A 19,814-nucleotide genomic window follows, 5' to 3' on the forward strand; every position below is an offset into this window, starting at 1 on the left:
CCCAGCGGGAGCAAGCTCCCTCGCCACAGTTAACGGCGTTGGATCAATTTGCTTCGCATGTCGATCATGCTTTCTTGATCCAGTTCCAGCCAGATGTGCTGCTTGCCAGCAATCACCGCTGCCGCCGGCAAGCCATCCCGATACACCAGTCGATTGCTCGCCAGCGCCGGGACTTTCACCCCCGGCAATAACGTCCCGGCCAGATTCAGCGGATCCACCCCGCACACCGCAATCAAGCTACCGTCATGCGGTCGCCGCCGCACTTCACGCAGTAATGGAATCGCTTCGGGCAAGGCAAACTGTTCACCGGCCAAGCCACTGACAAAGCGCCCGCCACGAATCTCACCGCGTGCTTCCAGTCGGTGAAACGTGCGCAGCAACTCACGCCAACTCGGCAACCAATCGGCCTCACGCTCCAGCAGGCGCCAGAACACCACACCGTATCGGCGAAGCAAGGTCATCGCGACATGTTCCAGGGTTTCGGCGGGGATGTTCGGTTGATCTAACGCCGGCCCACGCCGCAGCAACGCCCAGCGCCCGGCGTCGTCCATACCGCCGACAAACGCGCCGCGTCCGCGCCGACTGCTGCGCTGCTGGCGCTTGCTCGCCGGGGTGATCAATGCACGCAGGCCAGCAAAGCTGTCGGCATTCACCAACCCTGCGCCGACCAGTTCCTGCAAGGCGATTTCCAGTTCGCTGCGCAGCAGATGCGCCTCATGAATCAGCTCATCGAAAAACAATGCGCCGTGCTGACTCAAGGCCTCGAACGCCTTCTGTGTTTTCGGCGACAGTTCGCTGACCGGCGTCTGTTCGGCCAGCGCACTCCACAGCCCGACCTGACTGCGCGGCAGCAGCACAATCGGCGTACTTCGCAATGCCGTGCCGCTGACTTTCTGTCGGGCGCTGAGGCGTGTCCACACCAGTTTGCCGTTGCGGCACAGATCATCCAGCCAACTCGGCGAATAGTCCTTCAGCCGCGCCGGGAGGATGTCGCTGTCCCACGCCGACGCGGCGGCCGCATAGCCTTCGAACTGACCGACAATCGCCGGCAACACGGCGCTGCCCTGGCCTTGCGTGACGGGCGACAGATGCTGCCAGTCGAACAGAAACCGCATGAAATCCTGCAACGCCACCGGTTCGATTTCCCGGCGCAGACGCTTGACCGTGTAACGATGGATGCGCGCCAGCAAATGCCGCTCGCACCATTCCTCCTCTGCCGCGCCCGGGGTGAACCGGCCGCGCAAGACATAACCTTCGCGCTCCAGTTGCGTGAGTGCCTGATTGACCTGCGGTATGGGCAACGCGAGTGGTTCGGCAATCGCCGGCAAGGGCAGCGGACCGAATGCGCCGAGTCGGGCGCGGATCACTTCGACCACTGCCTCATCGAACGTCCAGGCTTCATCGAAGCCGGGCAACGCTGCTTGCGGCGGTTGTAGCGTGGCCTGTGGATAAAGCGCTTGTAGGCACGTCAGACGCTCGCGCGCCAGCCACAACGAACGCTGTGGATTGATCAGCAGATGCACGGCGCGACCGCTGGCAGTCAATGTGTCCAGCCATTCGCGCCAGTGTTCGCCGGCCTGAACTTCAAGCTCGCTGATGCAGGCAAGGCTCATCAGTGCTTCATGCATTTCATCGATATTCGTGGGCGTCGGCCAGGCCTCTTCACGCACCGCGTTGATCGCGTCGGCGTCCAGTGCGCCGAGATCATCGGTCGATTGCGGATCGCTCCAGCGTCGGTTGATCACCGCTTGGGTGCGGCGTTCTTCCAGCGGCGCGTCATCGAGAAAGGTGTAGGGGCGGGCGCTGAGAATCTCTGCCGCCAGCGGTGACGGCGCCGGCAGATCGCGGCTGATCAGACGCACCTCGCCACGTTCCATGCGCCGCAGCAGATGGAGCCAGCCGTCGCTGTCCATCGCCTCGTGCAGGCAATCGTCGAGGGTCTGTTCCACCAGCGGATGCTGGGGAATCTCGCGCTCGCCGGCGAGGTTTTCCAGGCAGGCAATCTGATCCGGAAACACACTGGCGATCAGGTCTTCGCTTTTCATGCGCTGCAACTGCGGCGCGACTTTGCGCCCACCGGTAAAGCGAGGCAGCGCCAGGGCGACCCCGGCGTTCCAGCGCCAGCGCACACCAAACAGCGGCGCATCGAGCACCGCTTGAATCAGGATGTGCTCGGCGCTGTTGCTGTGTAGATAACGCCAGACGTCATCGAGCTCGAAACTGTGGCTGGTGGACAGCGACAACACGATCGCATCTTCACTGGCCGCCGCCTGCAACTCGAAATTGAAGGTCCGGCAGAAACGCTTGCGCAGGGCCAGACCCCACGCGCGATTGATGCGGCTGCCGAACGGCGAATGAATGATCAGTTGAGTGCCGCCGGACTCGTCGAAAAACCGCTCCATCAGCAATGTGTCTTGCGAGGGCAGGGCGCCGAGGGTCTGGCGTGCGCGGGCGAGGTATTCGACCAGTTGCTCGGCGCTGGCGCGGTTGAGGCCGAGCGTGTGTGTCAGCCAGTCGAGCGCCGGTTGCAGATTGCCGGGGCTGGCGCCGAGCAACTCGTCGAGCGTCGCTTGCAGGCGCGCGACTGCCGAGGACAGTTCATCGCTGCGCCCCGGTGCTTCGCCGAGCCAGAACGGAATGGTCGGTGGCTGGCCTTGCGCATCCTCGACCCGCACTTTGCCGGTTTCTACCCGCAGGATCCGGTAGGAGGTGTTGCCGAGCTGGAACACATCGCCGGCAATGCTTTCCACGGCGAAATCTTCATTGACGCTGCCGATGTTCAGGCCTTGTGGTTCCAGCATCACGCTGTAATCGGCGTTATCCGGAATGGTGCCGCCGCTGGTCACCGCCGTCAGTTGCGAGCCGCGCCGGCCACGCAAGGTGCGACTGACCGCGTCGCGATGCAGATAGGCGCTACGGATGCCCTGGCGACCGTTGTAGCCTTCGGCGAGCATCGTCAGCAGGGCCTGATAGTGTTTTTCGTCGAGATCGCGATAAGGCGAGGCTTTGCGAAACATCGCCAGCAGCGCGTCTTCCGGCCATTCCTGACAACTCACTTCGGCGATGATCTGCTGCGCCAGCACATCCAGCGGCGCTTCGGGGATGTGCAGCGTGTCGAGTTCGCCACGGCGCACGCAGTCGAGCAGGGCGGCGCATTCGATCAGGTCGTCACGGGTGGTGGCGAACAAGCGTCCCTTGGGCGTGCCGCCGACCTGGTGGCCGGAGCGGCCGACCCGTTGCAGAAACCCGGCGATGGAGCGCGGCGAGGCGATCTGGCAGACCAGATCGACTTCGCCGATATCGATGCCCAGTTCCAGCGACGCGGTGGCGATCAGCACTTGCAGTTCGCCACGCTTGAGCCGCTGCTCGGCGTCGAGCCGGAACTCCTTGGCCAGACTGCCGTGGTGCGCCGCCACTGCGTGTTTGCCGAGGCGCTCACTGAGGTGGCGGCTCAGGCGTTCGGCGAGGCGGCGGGTGTTGACGAAAATCAGCGTGGTGCGGTGTTCACGGGCAAGTTCGGCGAGGCGCTCGTAAACCAGTTCCCAGACATCGTTAGCCATGACTGCCGACAACGGCACGGGCGGTACTTCGATCCCCAGATCCCGGGGGCGCGCATGGCCGATGTCGATGATTTCGCAGGGGCGATCGCTGCCGACGAGGAATTGCGCCACGGCTGCCACCGGTTTTTGCGTGGCAGACAGGCCGATGCGGGTCAGCGGCTCGCTGCACAAGGCTTGCAGCCGCTCCAGGCTCAGGGCCAGATGACTGCCGCGCTTGCCGGCGGCCATCGCGTGGATTTCGTCGATGATCACCGTGCGCGTGGTGCCGAGCATTTTACGTCCCGAAGCCGAACCGAGCAGCACGTAGAGCGATTCCGGGGTGGTCACCAGAATGTGCGGCGCGTTCTTGCGCATGGCGGCGCGCTCTTTTTGCGGGGTGTCACCGGTGCGCACGGCAGTGGTGATTTGCAGTTCCGGCAGGCCCATCTGGCGTAACTGCCCGGTGATCCCGTCCAGCGGATTTTGCAGGTTGATGCGGATGTCGTTGGAGAGTGCCTTGAGCGGCGAAACGTAGACCACCAGCGTTTCGTCGGGCAGTCCGTCTGGATTTTCCAGGCCACGGTGGACGAGGTCGTCGAGCACGGCGAGAAATGCGGTGAGGGTTTTGCCCGAACCTGTTGGCGCGGCAATCAGCGTCGAGCGGCGCTGGCGGATCAACGGCCATGCGCGGGCCTGGGCGGCAGTAACCGTCGGGAAAGTGCTGCTGAACCAGGCGCTGACGGCGGGGTGAAAGCCTGCCAGGGCCGCGTCCACGGGAAGGGGCAGATTCATGGGACAAGTTATGCGGGTGGGGGCGGGAAGATGCAAGTCTGTCTGGCTGATCGGTTATCCCTGTGGCGAGGGAGCTTGCTCCCGCTCGGCTGCGAAGCAGTCGCAAATTCAGCTGATGCGGTATTTCTGCTGCACCGCTTCGGTCGGATTCGGGAGTCCTTCGGCCTCCAGCGGGAGCAAGCTCCCTTGCCACAGGGTGTGCAAATGCCGGGGATGTACACTTTTGCGGATGACGGTTGCGCACTAAACCCGCAAAATGCAACGATTCCGGCAATTATCGACGACGGTTCCACAAGTACCGTCGCCAAAGCCATCGTTCCTATCAGACTGGGCCTGCTGACTCTATGCGAATGCGCCTTATGTTACTGGGCGGCGGAAATGCCCTTGGGCAGGCGCTGATTCGCCTCGGTGCGGAAGAAGACATCGGTTTCCTCGCCCCCCGCCCGCCCGAAGACGGCTGGGATGCCGCGAGCCTGACGCAACTGCTCGACGACACCCGTCCCGATGCGTTGATCAACCTCGCCTACTATTTCGACTGGTTCCAGGCCGAGACCGTCAGCGAAAGCCGCATGGCCGGGCAGGAACGCGCCGTCGAGCGGCTCGCCGAACTGTGCCAGCACCACAACATCGTCCTCGTGCAACCGTCCAGTTATCGGGTGTTCGACGGCTCGCGTGCTACCGCGTACAGCGAAAAAGACGAACCGGTACCGCTGGGGCTGCGCGGTCAGGCGTTGTGGCGAATCGAACAAAGCGTACGCGCGACCTGCCCACAGCATGTGCTGTTGCGTTTCGGCTGGCTGCTCGATGACAGCCCTGATGGCACCCTCGGACGTTTCCTTGCTCGCGCCGAACAACCGGATGAATTGCTCCTGGCCGATGACCGTCGGGGCAATCCGACCCCGGTCGACGATGCTGCCCGAGTGATTATCTCGGTGCTCAAGCAACTCGATTGCGCGGCGCCGCTGTGGGGCACTTATCACTACGCCGGCCATGAGGCGACCACACCGCTGGCGCTGGGCCAGGCAATTCTCACCGAAGCGCGCAGCCTGCATGCGCTGGCCATCGAAGCGCCGACCGCCCAGGCCCATGCCGCGCGTCCGGACGCTGCCGAGGAGCCGCAACACGCAGTGCTCGCCTGCAAGAAAATTCTGCACACTTTCGGGATCAAGCCGCGCGCCTGGCGTGCCGCGCTCCCGGGCTTACTGGATAGGTTTTATCGCCATGGCTGAAGGCACTGTTTTAATCACCGGCGGCGCCGGTTTCATCGGCTCGCACTTGACGGATGCCTTGCTCGCCAAGGGCCATTCGGTGCGGATCCTCGACGATCTGTCGACCGGCAAACGCAGCAATCTGCCGCTGGATAATCCTCGGGTCGAGCTGATTGTCGGCGATGTCGCCGATGCGGCACTGGTGGCGCAAGCGATGCAAGGCTGCAGCGCGGTCGCGCATCTGGCCGCCGTGGCCTCGGTGCAGGCGTCGGTGGATGATCCGGTGAAGACTCACCAGAGCAATTTCATCGGCACGCTGAATGTCTGCGAAGCCATGCGTCTGGCCGGGGTCAAACGTGTGTTGTACGCCTCCAGTGCGGCGGTGTACGGCAACAACGGCGAGGGCGAATCGATTGATGAAGACACGCCTAAAGCGCCGTTGACGCCCTACGCATCGGACAAGTTGGCGGGCGAGCATTACTTCGACTTCTATCGCCGCCAGCACGGTCTGGAGCCGGCGATTTTTCGTTTCTTCAATATCTTCGGCCCGCGTCAGGATCCCTCCTCACCGTATTCCGGCGTCATCAGTATCTTCAGCGAGCGTGCGCAGAAAGGCTTGCCGATCACCGTGTTCGGCGACGGCGAGCAGACGCGCGACTTTCTCTATGTCGAGGATCTGGTCGATCTTCTGGTGCAGGCGATCGAAAAGCCTGAGGTGGAAGTCGGCCCGGTGAATGTTGGCTGGAACCAGGCGATGAGCCTGAAACAGATGCTCGCCGAATTGCAGAAGGTAGTTGGCGAGTTGCCTGCCGTCAGTTACGGCCCGGCGCGCTCCGGTGACATCCGTCATTCGCGCGCGAACAACAAACGTCTGCTTGAACGTTTCAAACTGCCGGCGCAGACGCCGATGAGCGTGGGTCTGGCGCGGTTGCTGGGAAGATAAAACGCAGAAACAAAAAAGGCGCCTTTGCAGGCGCCTTTTTTGTGGGCGGGGTATCGCTTTGACTCAGATGCGATCCCTGTGGCGAGGGAGCTGGCTCCCGCTCGACTGCGTAGCAGTCGCCAATCCAATCAGTGCGGTTTTTCTGAAGCACCGCTAGTGCCTGTTTCGGGGCCGCTTCGCAGCCCGGCGGGAGCAAGCTCCCTCGCCACATTAGCCCGCATTCACCACCACGCGAATGTTCCTTAGAACTTGTAGCCCAGACCCACCATATACACAAACGGATCCACATCGACGTTCACCCGTGCGCGAGTGCCCGGTGCAACGGCGTTGTTCTCGACGGTGGCGCGGGTATCGATGTCGATGTAGCGCACTTGGGCGTTAAGCATGATGTTGTCGGTCAGCATGTAGTCCGCACCGACCTGCCAGGCCAGACCCCAAGAGTTTTTCGCCTTGAAGTTGTCGAAGCCGTTGGCGCTGGCTTCGCTGCCGACGTGCTCGTCGTAGATCCAGGTGTAGTTGATACCGCCGCCGACATACGGTTGGAACGGCGACTTCGAATCCAGCGGGTAGTAGACGACGCTGAGGGTCGGTGGCAGGTGTTTCAGGGTGCCGAGCTTGCCGTTGGCCGCAGGCAGGGCAGTACCTTTGAGCTTGACGTCATGCTCGAACGGGGTGGCCGCCAACAGCTCGATACCGACGTGATCGGTGAGCATGTAAGCGAAGTTGAGACCCAGTTGAGTGTCGCTGCTCATGGTCGCCTTGCCACCCAGATTGGCGCCGCTCAGCGGACCCTGATCGACCTTGACGCTGGAGCTGTCGGCCTTCGGGTTGACGGTGATCGCACCGGCACGGATCAGGATGTCACCGGCCTCGTGGGCGTGGGCGAGCGGGGCTGCGAGCGCGAGAGCAAACAGCGAAGCGCTGAGCAAGGACTTGTTCATGGGGGCTCCGAAAGGACGTTAAAAATCTTTGATGTCCTATGGTACGAAGCCAACTGATACGGTCTTTTGACTCAGCTCAATGAAACAGTGAAGGGGCAGTTTTTTGTGGAACCTTTGAGGGCCCTATCGCGAGCAGGCTCACTCCTACAGGGGAACGCATTCCAAATGTAGGAGTGAGCCTGCTCGCGATAGCAATTGAACAAACAACCCAGAGTTACCGGTATTCACTCCGGCAGTTCATACACATAAATCTTGTCGGCATCCATCTGATACCCGGCATCCGCCAGTTCGCTGCTCGACGCCTTGACCTGCAACGGCCCCTCGACCCAGTACGGCTGATACAACTCATCGAGCTTCACGCCGAGTTCGCTTTTCACATGCACGATCTGATTCGACGGCGGTGGCGGCACGTGGATGCAGGCGCCGAAGTACGGCACCAGCAAAAAGTCCGTGGTACGTCCTTCCTCGTTGACTTCCAGCGGCACGATATAACCCGGCAGGCGAATATTCTGGCCGTCGAGGCTCTTCACCACAGGCGCGTCGGGCATGTCCTGTTTGGCTGCCGGCGCCGACTCGGCGGACAGCGCATCGCTCATCTTCGACAGGTCGTGCAGCGGGGTCATGTTCGGCACTTCCGGCGCGGCGTCCGGCGGGATCATTTCCGACCAGGTCAGGTCTTTTGGCGCCGCCGCCCAAACGGGCAGGGCAACCAGCAATAACAGCGCAAGCACAGCGCGGGGCATGGTGAACATCCTCATAAACGGATCGACAGGCCATCGGCCAAGGATTGGCGATACGCGCGCCAGGCCGGCACGCTGCCCATCAGCAGCGCGGCCGCCAGAATGCCACCGAGCAGCGTCCATTCATACTCGCTCGGCCACGCCAGCGGCAGGAACAAGCCGTAATTGGCCTGCACATAACCTTGCGCAGCGGCGATACCGATGTACAGCAACGCCAGCCCGGCAATCACCCCGGTCAACGCCAAGGCAAAGGCTTCCAGCACCAGCAGGCTCGCGATGTGCCACGGCCGTGCGCCGACCGAACGCAGGATCGCCATCTCCCGGCGCCGCTCGTTGAGGCTGGTGAGGATTGCCGTGAGCATGCCGATCAACCCGGTCAGCACCACAAACAGCGAGACCACGAACAAGGCTTTTTCAGCCGTGCTCATCAGGCTCCACAATTCCTGCAGGGCCACGCCCGGCAGAATCGCCAGCATCGGCTCGCCACGGAATTCGTTGATCTCGCGTTGCAGGGCAAACGTGGAAATCTTGCTGTTGAGGCCGAGCATGAACGCGGTGATCGCTTGCGGCGTCAGGTCCATGTTGCGTGCCTGATCCGCCGAGATCCGCCCGTTGCCACGCGCCGGCACGCCGTTGTGCCAGTCAATGTGAATCGCTTCCATGCCACCGAGGCTGATGTGCAGCGTGCGATCCACCGGGGTGCCGGTGCGCTTGAGAATACCGACCACAGTGAACGGCTTGTCGTCGTGCTTGACCAGACTGATCGCCGCCACGCCGTGGGCCAGCACCAGTTTGTCGCCGAGCTTGTAATGCAGTGCGTCGGCGACTTCGGCACCGAGCACCACTTCAAACGGATCGGTGGCGAAGGCGCGGCCATCGGCCAGTTCCAGATGTTGCTGGCGGCCGTACTGGTAGTGTTCGAAATAGGCTTCGGTGGTGCCCATCACTCGATAGCCGCGATGGGAGTCACCCAGAGACATCGGGATCGCCCACTTCACTTTCGGGTTGTTGGCGAAATGTTCGAAGCTGTCCCAGCGAATGTTGTTGGTCGCGTTGCCGATGCGAAACACCGAGTACAGCAACAGATTCACCGAGCCGGAGCGGGCGCCGACGATCAGATCGGTACCGCTGATGGTGCTGGCGAAACTGGCTTTGGCCTCGGTGCGCACCCGTTCTACGGCGAGCAGCAGGCAGACCGACAGGGCGATGGCGAATGCGGTGAGCAATGCGGTGAAGCGGCGGTTGGCCAGGCTGGCCATGGCCAGACGAAACAAATACATCTCAGACCTCGGCAGACGTGGCGGCGCGATTGAGTTCGGCCAGGGACAGATGACGGTCGAACAGTGGCGCCAGGCTCTGATCGTGGCTGACGAACAGCAGACTCGAACCGGCCTCGCGGCATTCGGCGAACAGCAGACGAATGAAGTTTTCTCTGGCGTCGTAATCCAGCGCCGAGGTCGGCTCGTCGGCGATCACCAATTCCGGTTGGCCGATCAACGCGCGGGCGGCGGCGACTCGTTGTTGCTGGCCGATAGACAATGAATCGGCGCGACGAGCGAGGATGTTTTCGTCCTTCAAACCCAAGTGGGCGAGCAGGGTGGCGGCGGCTTGATCGACGCTGCCGTGACGCTGTTTCGCCCGTTCAGCGCGCAATTTTGAGAAGTGGCAGGGCAACTCGACGTTTTCGCGCACCGAGAGAAACGGCAGCAGGTTGAACTGCTGAAAGATGTAGCCGGTGTGGTCGACGCGGAACGTATCGCGGGCGCCCGCGGAGAGTTCGGTCAGCTCCTGGCCGAGCAGGCGGATGCTGCCGCGATCCGGCTTCTGCACGCCGCCGAGGAGACCGAGCAGGGTGGTCTTGCCGCTGCCGCTGGGGCCTTTGAGAAACAGGGTTTCACCCGGTTCCAGACGAAACGCCGGGATGTCCAGCAACGGCGGATGACCGGGCCAACTGAAGCCCAGGTCGGACAGTTCGATGAGTGCTTGGGTCATTTGAAACCGGTCAGATAGTTGAGTGGCTCCTTTGTAGGAGTGAGCCTGCTCGCGATAGCGGTGTATCAGTCAGCACTGAGTCAACTGACAGTCTGCTATCGCGAGCAGGCTCACTCCTACAAGGGATCTTTACAGATTTCAGAATTTCAACGACGCAGCCTTGGCAGTCACTTCGGTGCCTTGCTGGCCGTTCGCGCTGATCAGTTGTACCTGAATTTTCTGAGTGGCCGGGAAGGTATTGAAGATGTTCGCCAGATCCAGCGTCTTCAGCGCACCGGGGGCTGCACAGCTGAATTGATAGTGCGCATGGATTTCGCTGTGGTCGTGGTGATGCTCGTGACCGTCCTTGTCAGCTTCAGCGTCGTCGTGATCGTCGGCATCCGGCTTGTCACCGAACAACGGGCTCTCCAGCTCCTGACTGACCACTTTGCAATTGGCAGCGGCCGGCAGGTTGAACAGCGCCAATGGCTTCTCAAGCTGAGCGCGAGCGGTGGCAACTTTGGCTTTGTCGGCGTCAGTGCTGGCAACGTGTTCGAAACCGACCAGGTTCATCGCCGGGCTTTCCAGCTCCAGCTCCAGGGTCTGGCCGTCAAGTGCGGCATTGAGGCGACCGACACCGTGTTCGTGAGCGCCGAGGCTGCCGTGTTCATGGTCGTGGTCATGCTCATCGGCAGCGTGGGCGATGGCCAGCGGCAACAGGGCAAACGGCAAAGCGAGCAGCAGACGACGCATGGCGGTCTCCGGGAAGTAAAGTGAAGAGTTTGTTATGTAATCTTATAACGAAAGCCCGCAGAGTTTGCCCGGCTGCTTGGCGTTACACAAGTCCCGTGGGAGCATGCAGGTCAGAAATGTGCGGGAGCGAACTCAATGTTGCGGATACGCGGAACCGTCGGTGACGTACCGGTGGATTTGACAGTAGAACTGGATGACAGCGATTGGGCGAAGCTGGGCTCGGCCCTTGGCGCACAGCCGCAGATTGCTCAAGCGGCGATTGCTTCGGCGCCAGCGGCGAAACCGCTGAATCAGGACGACGCGTTGTGGCAGGTTGCCCGGGATCTGTTGCGCAAGGCCGGCCAGCTCAGCGGGCCGGATTTGCTCGAACAACTGGAGGGGCTGACGGGCAGCGCCGTTTCAGGCAAGCGCTTGCTGGTACGACTGCGCCATAGTTCGGACGTGAAAGTGGTGAGCGGCGGGGATACGCCGCTCTACAGCTGGATCGAATAGAACGCAGAAGCAAAAGGTCGCAGGCTGCGATCTTTTGCTCTTAATAAAGCGCAGCAAACATTTTGCGACGGTAAGCACCCACCAACGGATGATCGTTACCGAGCAACTCGAACACCTGCAGCAAGGTCTTGTGCGGCAACCCCTCGCCATAGCTGCGGTTGCGGATAAACAGCTTGAGCATCGCCTCCAGCGCGGCTTCGTATTGCTGACGAGCCAGTTGCTGAATCGCCAGTTGATACACCGCTTCATCATCCTGTGGATCTTTCGCCAGACGCGCTTTCAGGTCGGCAGCGTCCGGCAGATCGCGGGCCAGACCCAGAAATTTGATCTGCGCCTTGGCCCCGGCCAGTGCGGCTTTGTGCTCATCGCTCTTGACTGCCTCAAGCACGGTTTGCGCTTCGTCCAGTTCACCGCGTTCGGTCAGGCAACGGGCGTAGAGGATCAGTGCCTTGGCGTTGGTGTTGTCTTCGTTGAGCATGACCACCAGCGCCGCTTCGGCATCGGCGTAACGACCATCATCAAACAAGGCCTGAGCCTGTTCGAACGGATCGGCAGCGGCCGGCGGTGGCATTTGCACATGTGGTTCAAGCAAGGCGCGTACGGCGGACTCCGGTTGTGCGCCGGCAAAACCGTCAACCGGTTGACCGTCCTTGAACAGCACCACGGTCGGCAGACTGCGAATGCCGAAGCGGGCGACGATGTCTTGCTCGATGTCGCAGTTGACCTTGGCCAGCAGCAACTCGCCCTGATAACTCTCGGCAATGCCTTGCAGCATCGGCATCAGCGCCTTGCACGGCGCACACCATTCGGCCCAGAAATCCACCAGCACGGGTTTATTGAAGGAGGCTTCGATCACCGACTGGTCGAAATCGGCAGTCGTGGCGTCGAAGATGTACGGCGTTTGCTCACTCATGGAGGATCTCGTCAAAGCGTGGATGGGGCAACTATACGGCTTGGTGGGGTGTGGCCGGAAGTTAGAGATGAGTTGTCAGGCAGGACGCCATCGCGTGCAAGCCCGCTCCCACAGGGTTCTGTGCCGTACACAAAATCCCGGTTCGACTCGGTCACTGTGGGAGCGGGCTTGCCCGCGATGCTTTTAGCTAGCGCCGCGCATGGTAAAGGCTGACATGTCGAAACTCTTCCGGCTCCGCCAGATCCGGCAAGGTCATCGCCTCAAGCATTTCGATGCGCTCATACAACGGATGGCGGAAATCCCGAACGCGCGAATCTGCCACCAGCGCTTCACGCCCTCGGCTGAGAAATGCATCGAGCAACGGCAGGTTCGCCCGGTCATACAAAACGTCCACCACCAGGATCACATCAAAACGGTCCGCCTCGGCGAAGAAGTCGGTCGAGTAGCTCATCTGCACAGCATTAAGCTCGGCATTCGCCCGGCACGCGGCAATTGCCAGCGGATCCAGGTCGCACGCCACCACCTCCAGTGCTCCGGCCTTGACCGCCGCGATCCCGGCAATCCCCGAACCGGCGCCAAAATCCAGCACGCGTTTGCCGCGCACCCATTCGGGATACTCGGCCAGATATCGCGCCACTGCCAGACCACTGGCCCAGCAAAAACTCCAGTAGGGCGGTTCGTGGAGGATTCGTTGGGTTTCTTCCTGGCTGAATTCACGGGCCATGTTGTCGCCGTCGATCAGCCATAGCGTTAAATCGGTGTCCGGCAACGCACAGGCCTTGAGCCTGGCGTCGCCGAGCAATTCACCTAACGCCTGTTGCAGGTCGAGCGGTGCATTCATGGCGCTTTGACGAATTGCAGTTGGCCCAGCGCCTGAGTCGTCGGCTGAGTGATGGTTTGCGACGGCAGGTGCAGAATCAATTGACCGGACTGACTGGCGCGGCCACGCAACTCGACCCGCGCCCCCGCCGGGAACGCGTCCGGGCTGAAGCGCAGGCGAAACGGCAGGATCTGGTTGTTGCCGATCAGGCTGGAACTGGCGAGCAATTGTTGCGGGCGATCCTTTTCATCGATGACCAGCAACGCCAGTTCGACTTCGGCACCGGCCGGCACGCCTTGCAGGGTGCCGCTCAGTTCGCGCTGATAAACAGGCAACGGGCCAAGGTCGGCGGCCTCTTTGGCTTTTTTCTGCGCCTGTTGTGGCGCCGGGCCTGGCGTCGGCGGCTGGGGCTTGGGTGCATCGCTGCCACAGGCCACCAGCAGGCTGAAAAGACTGAGCAAAACGAGCGGACGTAACGGCATTGGCAGCTCCGGCAAAATGAAATCCATGGATCAAACGATCATGCCGTTCTGTATACCGCAAACCCTATGGCTTGTCTTGCCACCGGGATGCGCTACCATGGCCCTCCCTTTTTTTGTTGCCAGCCACCATGCACTGTCCCTTCTGCGGTGCCAACGACACCAAGGTCATCGACTCGCGTCTGGTCGCCGAGGGCGAACAGGTGCGCCGCCGGCGTGAATGCCTGGCCTGCGGCGAGCGTTTCACGACGTTCGAGACGGCCGAACTGGTGTTGCCGCGCCTGATCAAAACTGACGGCAGCCGCCAACCGTTCGACGAAGAAAAACTCCGCGCCGGCATGCAACGCGCCCTGGAGAAACGTCCGGTGAGCGTCGAGCGCCTCGAATCCTCTTTGGTTCACATCAAGCACAAGCTGCGCGCCACTGGCGAGCGCGAGGTCAAATCCCTCGTGGTCGGTGAGTTGGTGATGGCCGAGCTGCAAAAGCTTGATGAAGTCGCCTACATTCGTTTTGCCTCGGTCTACAAGCGCTTCCAGGACCTCAACGAGTTCCGCGAAGAGATCGATCGTCTCGCCCGCGAACCGGTGAAAGAATGACCAGCGCCGGCGAGCAGGCCATTCTCGACGCCCACTTCATGGCCCGCGCACTGGAACTGGCGCGCAAAGGTCACTACACCACGCACCCCAATCCTCGGGTCGGCTGCGTGATAGTGAAGGACGGCCAGATTGTCGGCGAAGGCTGGCATGAACGTGCCGGTGAACCACACGCCGAAGTCCACGCCTTGCGCGCCGCCGGTGAACAGTCCCGGGGCGCCACCGCTTATGTGACGCTGGAACCTTGCAGCCACCATGGCCGCACGCCGCCGTGCGCCGATGCATTGGTCAATGCCGGCGTTGGGCGTGTGGTCGCAGCGATGCGCGACCCCAATCCACAAGTCGCCGGCCGTGGTTTGCAGCGTCTGACTGATGCCGGTATCGCCACCGAAAGCGGCGTCCTCGAAGCCGAGGCCCGCCAGCTCAATCAAGGCTTCCTGAAGCGTATGGAACAGGGCCTGCCGTTTGTGCGGGTCAAGTTGGCCATGAGCCTCGACGGTCGCACGGCGATGGAGAGCGGCGAGAGCCAATGGATCACTGGGCCAGCCGCACGTTCGGCGGTGCAGCGATTGCGTGCGCAGGCCAGTGTGGTGCTGACCGGCGCCGACACGGTGCTGGCCGATGGCGCACGCTTGACCGTGCGTGCCGACGAGTTGGGCCTGGATCCCGAGCAAACCGCGCTGGCCATGAGCCGCCCGCCATTGCGCGTGCTGATTGATGGTCGTCTGCGGGTGCCGCTCGACGCGCCATTCTTCAAGGCCGGCCCGGCGCTGGTCGCCACGTGCATGGCCGTCGAAGAACAATACGCCAACGGCCCGGAATGCCTGATCGTGCCGGGCGATGACGGTCAGGTCGATCTGCATCAACTGCTGATCGAACTGGCTGGCCGTGGCGTCAATGAAGTGCTGGTCGAGGCTGGCCCGCGTCTGGCCGGTGCGTTTGCTCAACTCGGTCTGGTCGATGAGTTTGTGATCTTCATCGCCGGCAGGTTTCTGGGGTCCTCGGCGCGTCCGCTGCTGGACTGGCCGCTGTCCCTTATGAAGGACGCCCCCGAGCTGAAAATCACTGAAATCCGCGCGGTTGGCGATGACTGGCGAGTCACTGCAATCCCTGTCCCGTCGGCGAGCGTATAATTCCCGGCCATCGCGTTAGCGCTGGCTTCGTTCTCAAGGAGAACCCCATGTTTACCGGCATCATCGAATCCATCGGCAGTATCCGTGCACTGACCCCAAAGGGCGGCGATGTACGGGTACATGTCGAAACCGGCAAGCTCGACCTGAGCGACGTCAAACTCGGCGACAGCATCGCGGTCAACGGCGTGTGCCTGACCGCCGTTGAACTGCCGGGCGACGGCTTCGCTGCCGACGTCAGCCGCGAAACCCTCGACTGCACTGCCATGAATGACCTGAAAAGCGGCAGCCCGGTCAATCTGGAAAAAGCCCTGACCCCGACCACCCGTCTCGGCGGTCACCTGGTCAGCGGTCACGTCGATGGTGTCGGCGAGATCGTCTCCCGTGCCGACAATGCTCGCGCCGTGGAATTTCGCATCCGTGCGCCGAAGGAACTGGCCAAGTACATCGCCCACAAAGGCTCGATTACCGTCGACGGCACCAGCCTGACCGTGAACGCAGTCGATGGCGCCGAGTTCATGCTGACGATCATTCCGCACACCCTGAGCGAAACCATCATGGCGTCCTACAAGCCAGGTCGCCGGGTGAACCTGGAAGTCGACTTGCTGGCGCGTTATCTGGAGCGCCTGCTGCTGGGCGACAAGGCCGCAGAGCCTGCATCCGGTGGCACCATCACTGAAAGCTTTCTGGCCCAAAACGGCTACCTCAAATCCTGAAGCTCTAAATTCGAAAGAAGGGGGGTGCCTTGTGGCGCTCAATAGCATCGAAGAACTGGTTGAAGACATCCGCCAAGGCAAGATGGTCATCCTCATGGATGACGAAGACCGCGAGAACGAAGGCGACCTGATCATGGCCGCCGAATGCTGCAAGGCCGAGCACATCAACTTCATGGCCAAGCACGCCCGTGGCCTGATCTGCATGCCGATGAGCCGCGAGCGCTGCGAAACCTTGAAGTTGCCGCTGATGGCGCCGCGCAACGGTTCCGGTTTCGGCACCAAGTTCACCGTCTCGATCGAAGCCGCCGAAGGCGTGACCACCGGCATCTCCGCTGCCGACCGCGCACGCACCGTGCAGGCCGCTGCCGCGAAAGACGCCAAGGCTGAAGACATCGTCAGCCCGGGCCACATCTTCCCGCTGATGGCCCAGGCCGGTGGCACCCTGGCCCGCGCCGGTCACACCGAAGCCGCTTGCGACCTGGCGCGCATGGCCGGTTTCGAGCCAAGCGGTGTGATCTGCGAAGTGATGAACGACGACGGCACCATGTCTCGCCGCGCCGAACTCGAAGCATTCGCCGCTGAACACAACATCAAGATCGGCACCATCGCCGACCTGATTCACTACCGGATGATCCACGAACGTACCGTTCAGCGGATTGCCGAGCAGCCACTGGACAGCGAACTGGGCCAATTCAACCTGGTGACCTATCGTGATTCGGTGGAAGGCGACGTGCACATGGCCCTGACGTTGGGCACTGTCTGCGCCGAAGAGCCGACCCTGGTTCGCGTGCACAACATGGACCCGCTGCGCGACCTGCTGATGGTCAAACAACCGGGACGCTGGAGTCTGCGCGCCGCCATGGCTGCGGTTGCCGAGGCGGGCAGCGGTGTGGTGCTGTTGCTCGGTCACCCGCTCGATGGTGACGTGTTGCTGGCGCACATCCGCGAAACCGGCGATCAGGCCGCACCGAAAAAACCGACGACTTACAGCATCGTCGGTGCCGGTTCGCAGATCCTGCGCGACCTCGGTGTGCGCAAAATGCGTTTGATGTCCGCACCAATGAAATTTAATGCGATATCCGGTTTCGATCTGGAAGTTGTAGAATACGTGCCCTCCGAATAATGACCGGTTGTTTCCGACATTGTTGGCGCAGATTCTTGTGGTGAGGGGATTCATCCCCGACGGGCTGCGCAGCGGCCCCTGTTTTGGGACTGCTGCGCAGTCCATCGGGGATAAATCCCCTCGCCACAGCTAATATCACTGAGGGATGCGTACGAGACGCGTCCCGGCTCTTTAAGAGAACTGACGAATGACCCTGAAGACCATCGAAGGTACCTTCATCGCCCCTAAAGGCCGCTACGCTTTGGTAGTGGGCCGTTTCAACAGCTTCGTCGTTGAAAGCCTGGTCAGCGGTGCAGTTGATGCCCTGGTTCGCCACGGCGTGAGCGAAAGCGACATCACCATCATCCGCGCACCTGGCGCCTTCGAAATCCCGCTGGTAGCGCAAAAAGTCGCCCAGAAAGGTGAGTTCGCAGCCATCATCGCCCTCGGCGCAGTCATTCGTGGCGGTACTCCGCACTTCGAATACGTGGCAGGCGAGTGCACCAAGGGTCTGGCCCAGGTGTCCATGGAGTTCGGCGTACCGGTCGCTTTCGGCGTCCTGACCGTTGATTCCATCGAGCAAGCCATCGAACGTTCCGGCACCAAAGCCGGTAACAAAGGTGCCGAAGCTGCCCTGTCCGCTCTGGAAATGGTCAGCCTGCTGGCGCAGTTGGAGGCCAAGTGATTAGCGACGAAAGCGATCGTTTCAACCCGCGCGAACCGCGTCCAACGGACGCCGGCAAGCCTTCGAAAAGTGAAAAGCGCCGCGCTGCCCGTCAGCTGGCGACTCAAGCGTTGTACCAGCGCCACATGGCCAGTACTTCGCTGAACGAAATCGAAGCGCAGTTTCGCGTCGACAACGACTTCACCTTCGCCGATGCCAGCTACTTTCACGACATCCTGCACGGTGTTCCGGCCAGTCTGACCGAGATCGACGCTGCGTTGGCGCCGTGCCTGGACCTGACCATCGAAGAGCTGGACCCGGTTGAACTGTGCGTACTGCGCCTGTCGACCTGGGAACTGCTCAAGCGTGTCGATGTGCCGTACCGCGTTGTGATCAACGAAGGGATCGAACTGGCGAAAGTCTACGGTTCCACCGACGGTCACAAGTTCGTCAACGGCGTGCTCGACAAACTGGCCCCGCGCCTGCGTGAAGCTGAAGTGAAGGCGTTCAAGCGCTGATCCGCGCTTGATATCGCAATGGGCGAGTTTGAGCTGATCCGCAATTTCTTCGCCGCCGCGCCTTGTGCGCAGGGCGGCGAGGGCGTTGCACTGGGGATCGGCGATGACTGTGCCTTGCTCGCTGTTCCCCCCGGGGAACAGCTGGCAATTTCCACCGATACGCTGGTGGCCGGCGTGCATTTCGCCGACCCCTGCGATCCGTTTCTGCTCGGTCAGCGCTCGCTGGCCGTCGCGGTTAGCGATCTGGCCGCCATGGGCGCCACGCCCGTTGCCTTTACCCTTGCCCTGACTGTGCCGACGGTGACCGCCGATTGGCTGCAAGCCTATGCCCGTGGTTTGAACCGCATGGCACAAAGCTGCGGCGTCGCGTTGGTCGGCGGCGATACCACACGTGGGCCGTTGAGCCTGACGGTAACCGTGTTCGGTCGAGTGCCCGCCGGACAAGCCTTGACTCGCGGCGGCGCGCAACCAGGTGACTTGTTGTGCGTCGGCGGCGAGTTGGGCAATGCCGCTGGCGCGTTGCCGCTGGTACTGGGCCAGCGCGACGCCGCAGCGGACATTGGCCAGCCATTGCTCGACCATTATTGGTCGCCGCAACCGCAACTGGCCCTCGGCCAGGCATTGCGCGGCAAAGCCACTTCAGCGCTGGATATTTCCGACGGCTTGCTCGCCGATTGCGGTCATATCGCACTGGCATCGAAGGTGCGGCTTGAGATTGAACGCGAACACGTGCCGTTGTCGGATGCATTAGTGGCTTTTCTTGGCCAACGCGGCGCCGAACGGGCGGCATTGAGCGGTGGTGATGATTACGTGCTGGCGTTCACCCTGCCGTCCGTCGAGTTGCCGGCATTGCTGGCCGGCGGTTGGCCGATCCATGTGATCGGCCGTGTGACCGAGGGGCAGGGCGTGGCGCTGCTGGATCGCGAAGGGCGCGACATCACTCCGCAAATCCGGGGCTATCAACATTTTCAGGAGACACCGTGACAGATCACCCTAAACAGGTTCCGGGCGAATTCGTGCCGCCGTCGGTCTGGCGCAATCCTTGGCATTTCCTCGCGTTCGGCTTTGGTTCCGGCACTCTGCCGAAAGCGCCGGGCACGTGGGGCTCGCTAGTTGCGCTACCCTTTATCCCGTTGTGGCAGATGTTGCCCGACTGGGGTTACTGGCTGATGCTCGGGATCACCATGCTGTTCGGCTTCTGGCTGTGCGGCAAGGTTGCCGATGATCTGCGGGTACACGACCACGAAGGCATCGTCTGGGACGAAATGGTCGGGATGTGGATCACCCTGTGGCTGGTGCCGGAAGGCTGGTACTGGTTGCTCGCGGGTTTCCTGATGTTCCGTTTCTTCGACATTCTCAAGCCTTGGCCGATTCGCTGGATCGATCGGCACGTGCATGGCGGCGTCGGCATTATGCTCGACGACGTGCTGGCCGGTGTCTTTGCCTGGCTGGCGATGCAAGGGCTGGTGTGGCTGTTCACCTGATCCCAGGGGGCATCAG

Annotated in this window: 20 protein-coding genes; 11 read left to right on the top strand and 9 right to left on the bottom strand. The window is 61.8% G+C overall.

Going from position 1 to position 19,814, the window contains the following annotated elements; genetic code table 11:
- Positions 1 to 29: 29 nt before the first annotated feature.
- Complete coding sequence (locus tag JFT86_RS10225) at positions 30 to 4,331, bottom strand: DEAD/DEAH box helicase (protein WP_201236621.1); 4,302 nt, start codon at positions 4,329 to 4,331, stop codon at positions 30 to 32.
- Positions 4,332 to 4,675: 344 nt separating this feature from the next.
- Here JFT86_RS10225 and JFT86_RS10230 point away from each other — a divergent pair, with 344 nt between their 5' ends.
- The gene (locus JFT86_RS10230; RefSeq protein WP_201236622.1) at positions 4,676 to 5,560 is read left to right on the top strand and encodes a sugar nucleotide-binding protein; all 885 of its coding nucleotides are present in this window, start codon (positions 4,676 to 4,678) and stop codon (positions 5,558 to 5,560) included.
- A complete protein-coding gene (locus JFT86_RS10235; RefSeq protein WP_201236623.1) occupies positions 5,553 to 6,482 on the top strand; it encodes an NAD-dependent epimerase/dehydratase family protein in 930 nt (309 codons plus the stop codon). Before JFT86_RS10230 ends, JFT86_RS10235 begins: the two co-directional genes overlap by 8 nt.
- A 242-nt stretch (positions 6,483 to 6,724) precedes the next feature.
- Here JFT86_RS10235 and JFT86_RS10240 read toward each other — a convergent pair whose 3' ends face one another.
- The 5 genes from JFT86_RS10240 to JFT86_RS10260 all read right to left on the bottom strand — a co-directional run bounded on the left by JFT86_RS10240 (position 6,725) and on the right by JFT86_RS10260 (position 10,887).
- Positions 6,725 to 7,423 (bottom strand): OmpW family outer membrane protein, encoded by a 699-nt coding sequence (locus JFT86_RS10240; RefSeq protein WP_201236624.1) that lies wholly within the window; start codon positions 7,421 to 7,423, stop codon positions 6,725 to 6,727.
- Positions 7,424 to 7,647: 224 nt separating this feature from the next.
- On the bottom strand, positions 7,648 to 8,166 hold the full coding sequence (locus JFT86_RS10245) for a DUF3299 domain-containing protein (RefSeq protein WP_201236625.1): 519 nt from the start codon (positions 8,164 to 8,166) through the stop codon (positions 7,648 to 7,650).
- Between the two features lie 11 nt (positions 8,167 to 8,177).
- On the bottom strand, positions 8,178 to 9,443 hold the full coding sequence (locus JFT86_RS10250) for an ABC transporter permease (protein ID WP_201236626.1): 1,266 nt from the start codon (positions 9,441 to 9,443) through the stop codon (positions 8,178 to 8,180).
- Between the two features lies 1 nt (position 9,444).
- Complete coding sequence (locus JFT86_RS10255) at positions 9,445 to 10,155, bottom strand: ABC transporter ATP-binding protein (protein ID WP_201236627.1); 711 nt, start codon at positions 10,153 to 10,155, stop codon at positions 9,445 to 9,447.
- Positions 10,156 to 10,293: 138 nt separating this feature from the next.
- The gene (locus tag JFT86_RS10260) at positions 10,294 to 10,887 is read right to left on the bottom strand and encodes a DUF2796 domain-containing protein (RefSeq protein WP_201236628.1); all 594 of its coding nucleotides are present in this window, start codon (positions 10,885 to 10,887) and stop codon (positions 10,294 to 10,296) included.
- Between the two features lie 135 nt (positions 10,888 to 11,022).
- Between JFT86_RS10260 and JFT86_RS10265 the strand changes: the two genes are divergently transcribed.
- Entirely contained in the window at positions 11,023 to 11,379 is a 357-nt protein-coding gene (locus JFT86_RS10265; RefSeq protein ID WP_201236629.1) for a hypothetical protein, read from the top strand.
- A gap of 40 nt (positions 11,380 to 11,419) precedes the next feature.
- Here the strand turns inward: JFT86_RS10265 and trxA are convergent, their stop codons facing one another.
- From trxA to JFT86_RS10280, 3 genes are all read right to left on the bottom strand, one after another.
- Positions 11,420 to 12,292: a thioredoxin gene (gene trxA, locus JFT86_RS10270; protein WP_201236630.1), complete on the bottom strand. Its 873-nt coding sequence runs from the start codon at positions 12,290 to 12,292 to the stop codon at positions 11,420 to 11,422.
- A 187-nt stretch (positions 12,293 to 12,479) separates the two neighbouring features.
- Positions 12,480 to 13,133 carry a 50S ribosomal protein L11 methyltransferase gene (locus JFT86_RS10275; protein ID WP_201236631.1) on the bottom strand — a complete coding sequence of 218 codons (654 nt, stop codon included), beginning with the start codon at positions 13,131 to 13,133 and terminating at the stop codon, positions 12,480 to 12,482.
- Complete coding sequence (locus JFT86_RS10280; protein WP_201236632.1) at positions 13,130 to 13,594, bottom strand: YbaY family lipoprotein; 465 nt, start codon at positions 13,592 to 13,594, stop codon at positions 13,130 to 13,132. Before JFT86_RS10280 ends, JFT86_RS10275 begins: the two co-directional genes overlap by 4 nt.
- A 128-nt stretch (positions 13,595 to 13,722) precedes the next feature.
- Between JFT86_RS10280 and nrdR the strand changes: the two genes are divergently transcribed.
- From nrdR to JFT86_RS10320, 8 genes are all read left to right on the top strand, one after another.
- Entirely contained in the window at positions 13,723 to 14,187 is a 465-nt protein-coding gene (nrdR, locus tag JFT86_RS10285) for a transcriptional regulator NrdR (RefSeq protein ID WP_007910946.1), read from the top strand.
- Positions 14,184 to 15,317, top strand: a complete 1,134-nt coding sequence (ribD, locus tag JFT86_RS10290; RefSeq protein ID WP_201236633.1) for a bifunctional diaminohydroxyphosphoribosylaminopyrimidine deaminase/5-amino-6-(5-phosphoribosylamino)uracil reductase RibD — start codon at positions 14,184 to 14,186, stop codon at positions 15,315 to 15,317. Before nrdR ends, ribD begins: the two co-directional genes overlap by 4 nt.
- A 47-nt stretch (positions 15,318 to 15,364) precedes the next feature.
- Positions 15,365 to 16,030, top strand: coding sequence for a riboflavin synthase (locus tag JFT86_RS10295; protein WP_201236634.1), 666 nt, complete (start codon positions 15,365 to 15,367; stop codon positions 16,028 to 16,030).
- Between the two features lie 31 nt (positions 16,031 to 16,061).
- The gene (ribBA, locus tag JFT86_RS10300) at positions 16,062 to 17,153 is read left to right on the top strand and encodes a bifunctional 3,4-dihydroxy-2-butanone-4-phosphate synthase/GTP cyclohydrolase II (protein ID WP_169432103.1); all 1,092 of its coding nucleotides are present in this window, start codon (positions 16,062 to 16,064) and stop codon (positions 17,151 to 17,153) included.
- A 187-nt stretch (positions 17,154 to 17,340) separates the two neighbouring features.
- Positions 17,341 to 17,817: a 6,7-dimethyl-8-ribityllumazine synthase gene (gene ribE, locus JFT86_RS10305; protein ID WP_003228649.1), complete on the top strand. Its 477-nt coding sequence runs from the start codon at positions 17,341 to 17,343 to the stop codon at positions 17,815 to 17,817.
- Positions 17,814 to 18,314, top strand: coding sequence for a transcription antitermination factor NusB (nusB, locus tag JFT86_RS10310; protein ID WP_201236635.1), 501 nt, complete (start codon positions 17,814 to 17,816; stop codon positions 18,312 to 18,314). The genes ribE and nusB overlap by 4 nt, the downstream gene beginning before the upstream one ends.
- A gap of 18 nt (positions 18,315 to 18,332) precedes the next feature.
- Positions 18,333 to 19,298, top strand: a complete 966-nt coding sequence (gene thiL, locus JFT86_RS10315) for a thiamine-phosphate kinase (protein WP_201236636.1) — start codon at positions 18,333 to 18,335, stop codon at positions 19,296 to 19,298.
- Positions 19,295 to 19,798: a phosphatidylglycerophosphatase A gene (locus tag JFT86_RS10320; RefSeq protein ID WP_201236637.1), complete on the top strand. Its 504-nt coding sequence runs from the start codon at positions 19,295 to 19,297 to the stop codon at positions 19,796 to 19,798. The genes thiL and JFT86_RS10320 overlap by 4 nt, the downstream gene beginning before the upstream one ends.
- The last annotated feature ends 16 nt before the right edge of the window (positions 19,799 to 19,814 follow it).

The sequence above is a fragment of the Pseudomonas sp. TH06 genome (assembly GCF_016651305.1).
GTDB lineage: Bacteria > Pseudomonadota > Gammaproteobacteria > Pseudomonadales > Pseudomonadaceae > Aquipseudomonas.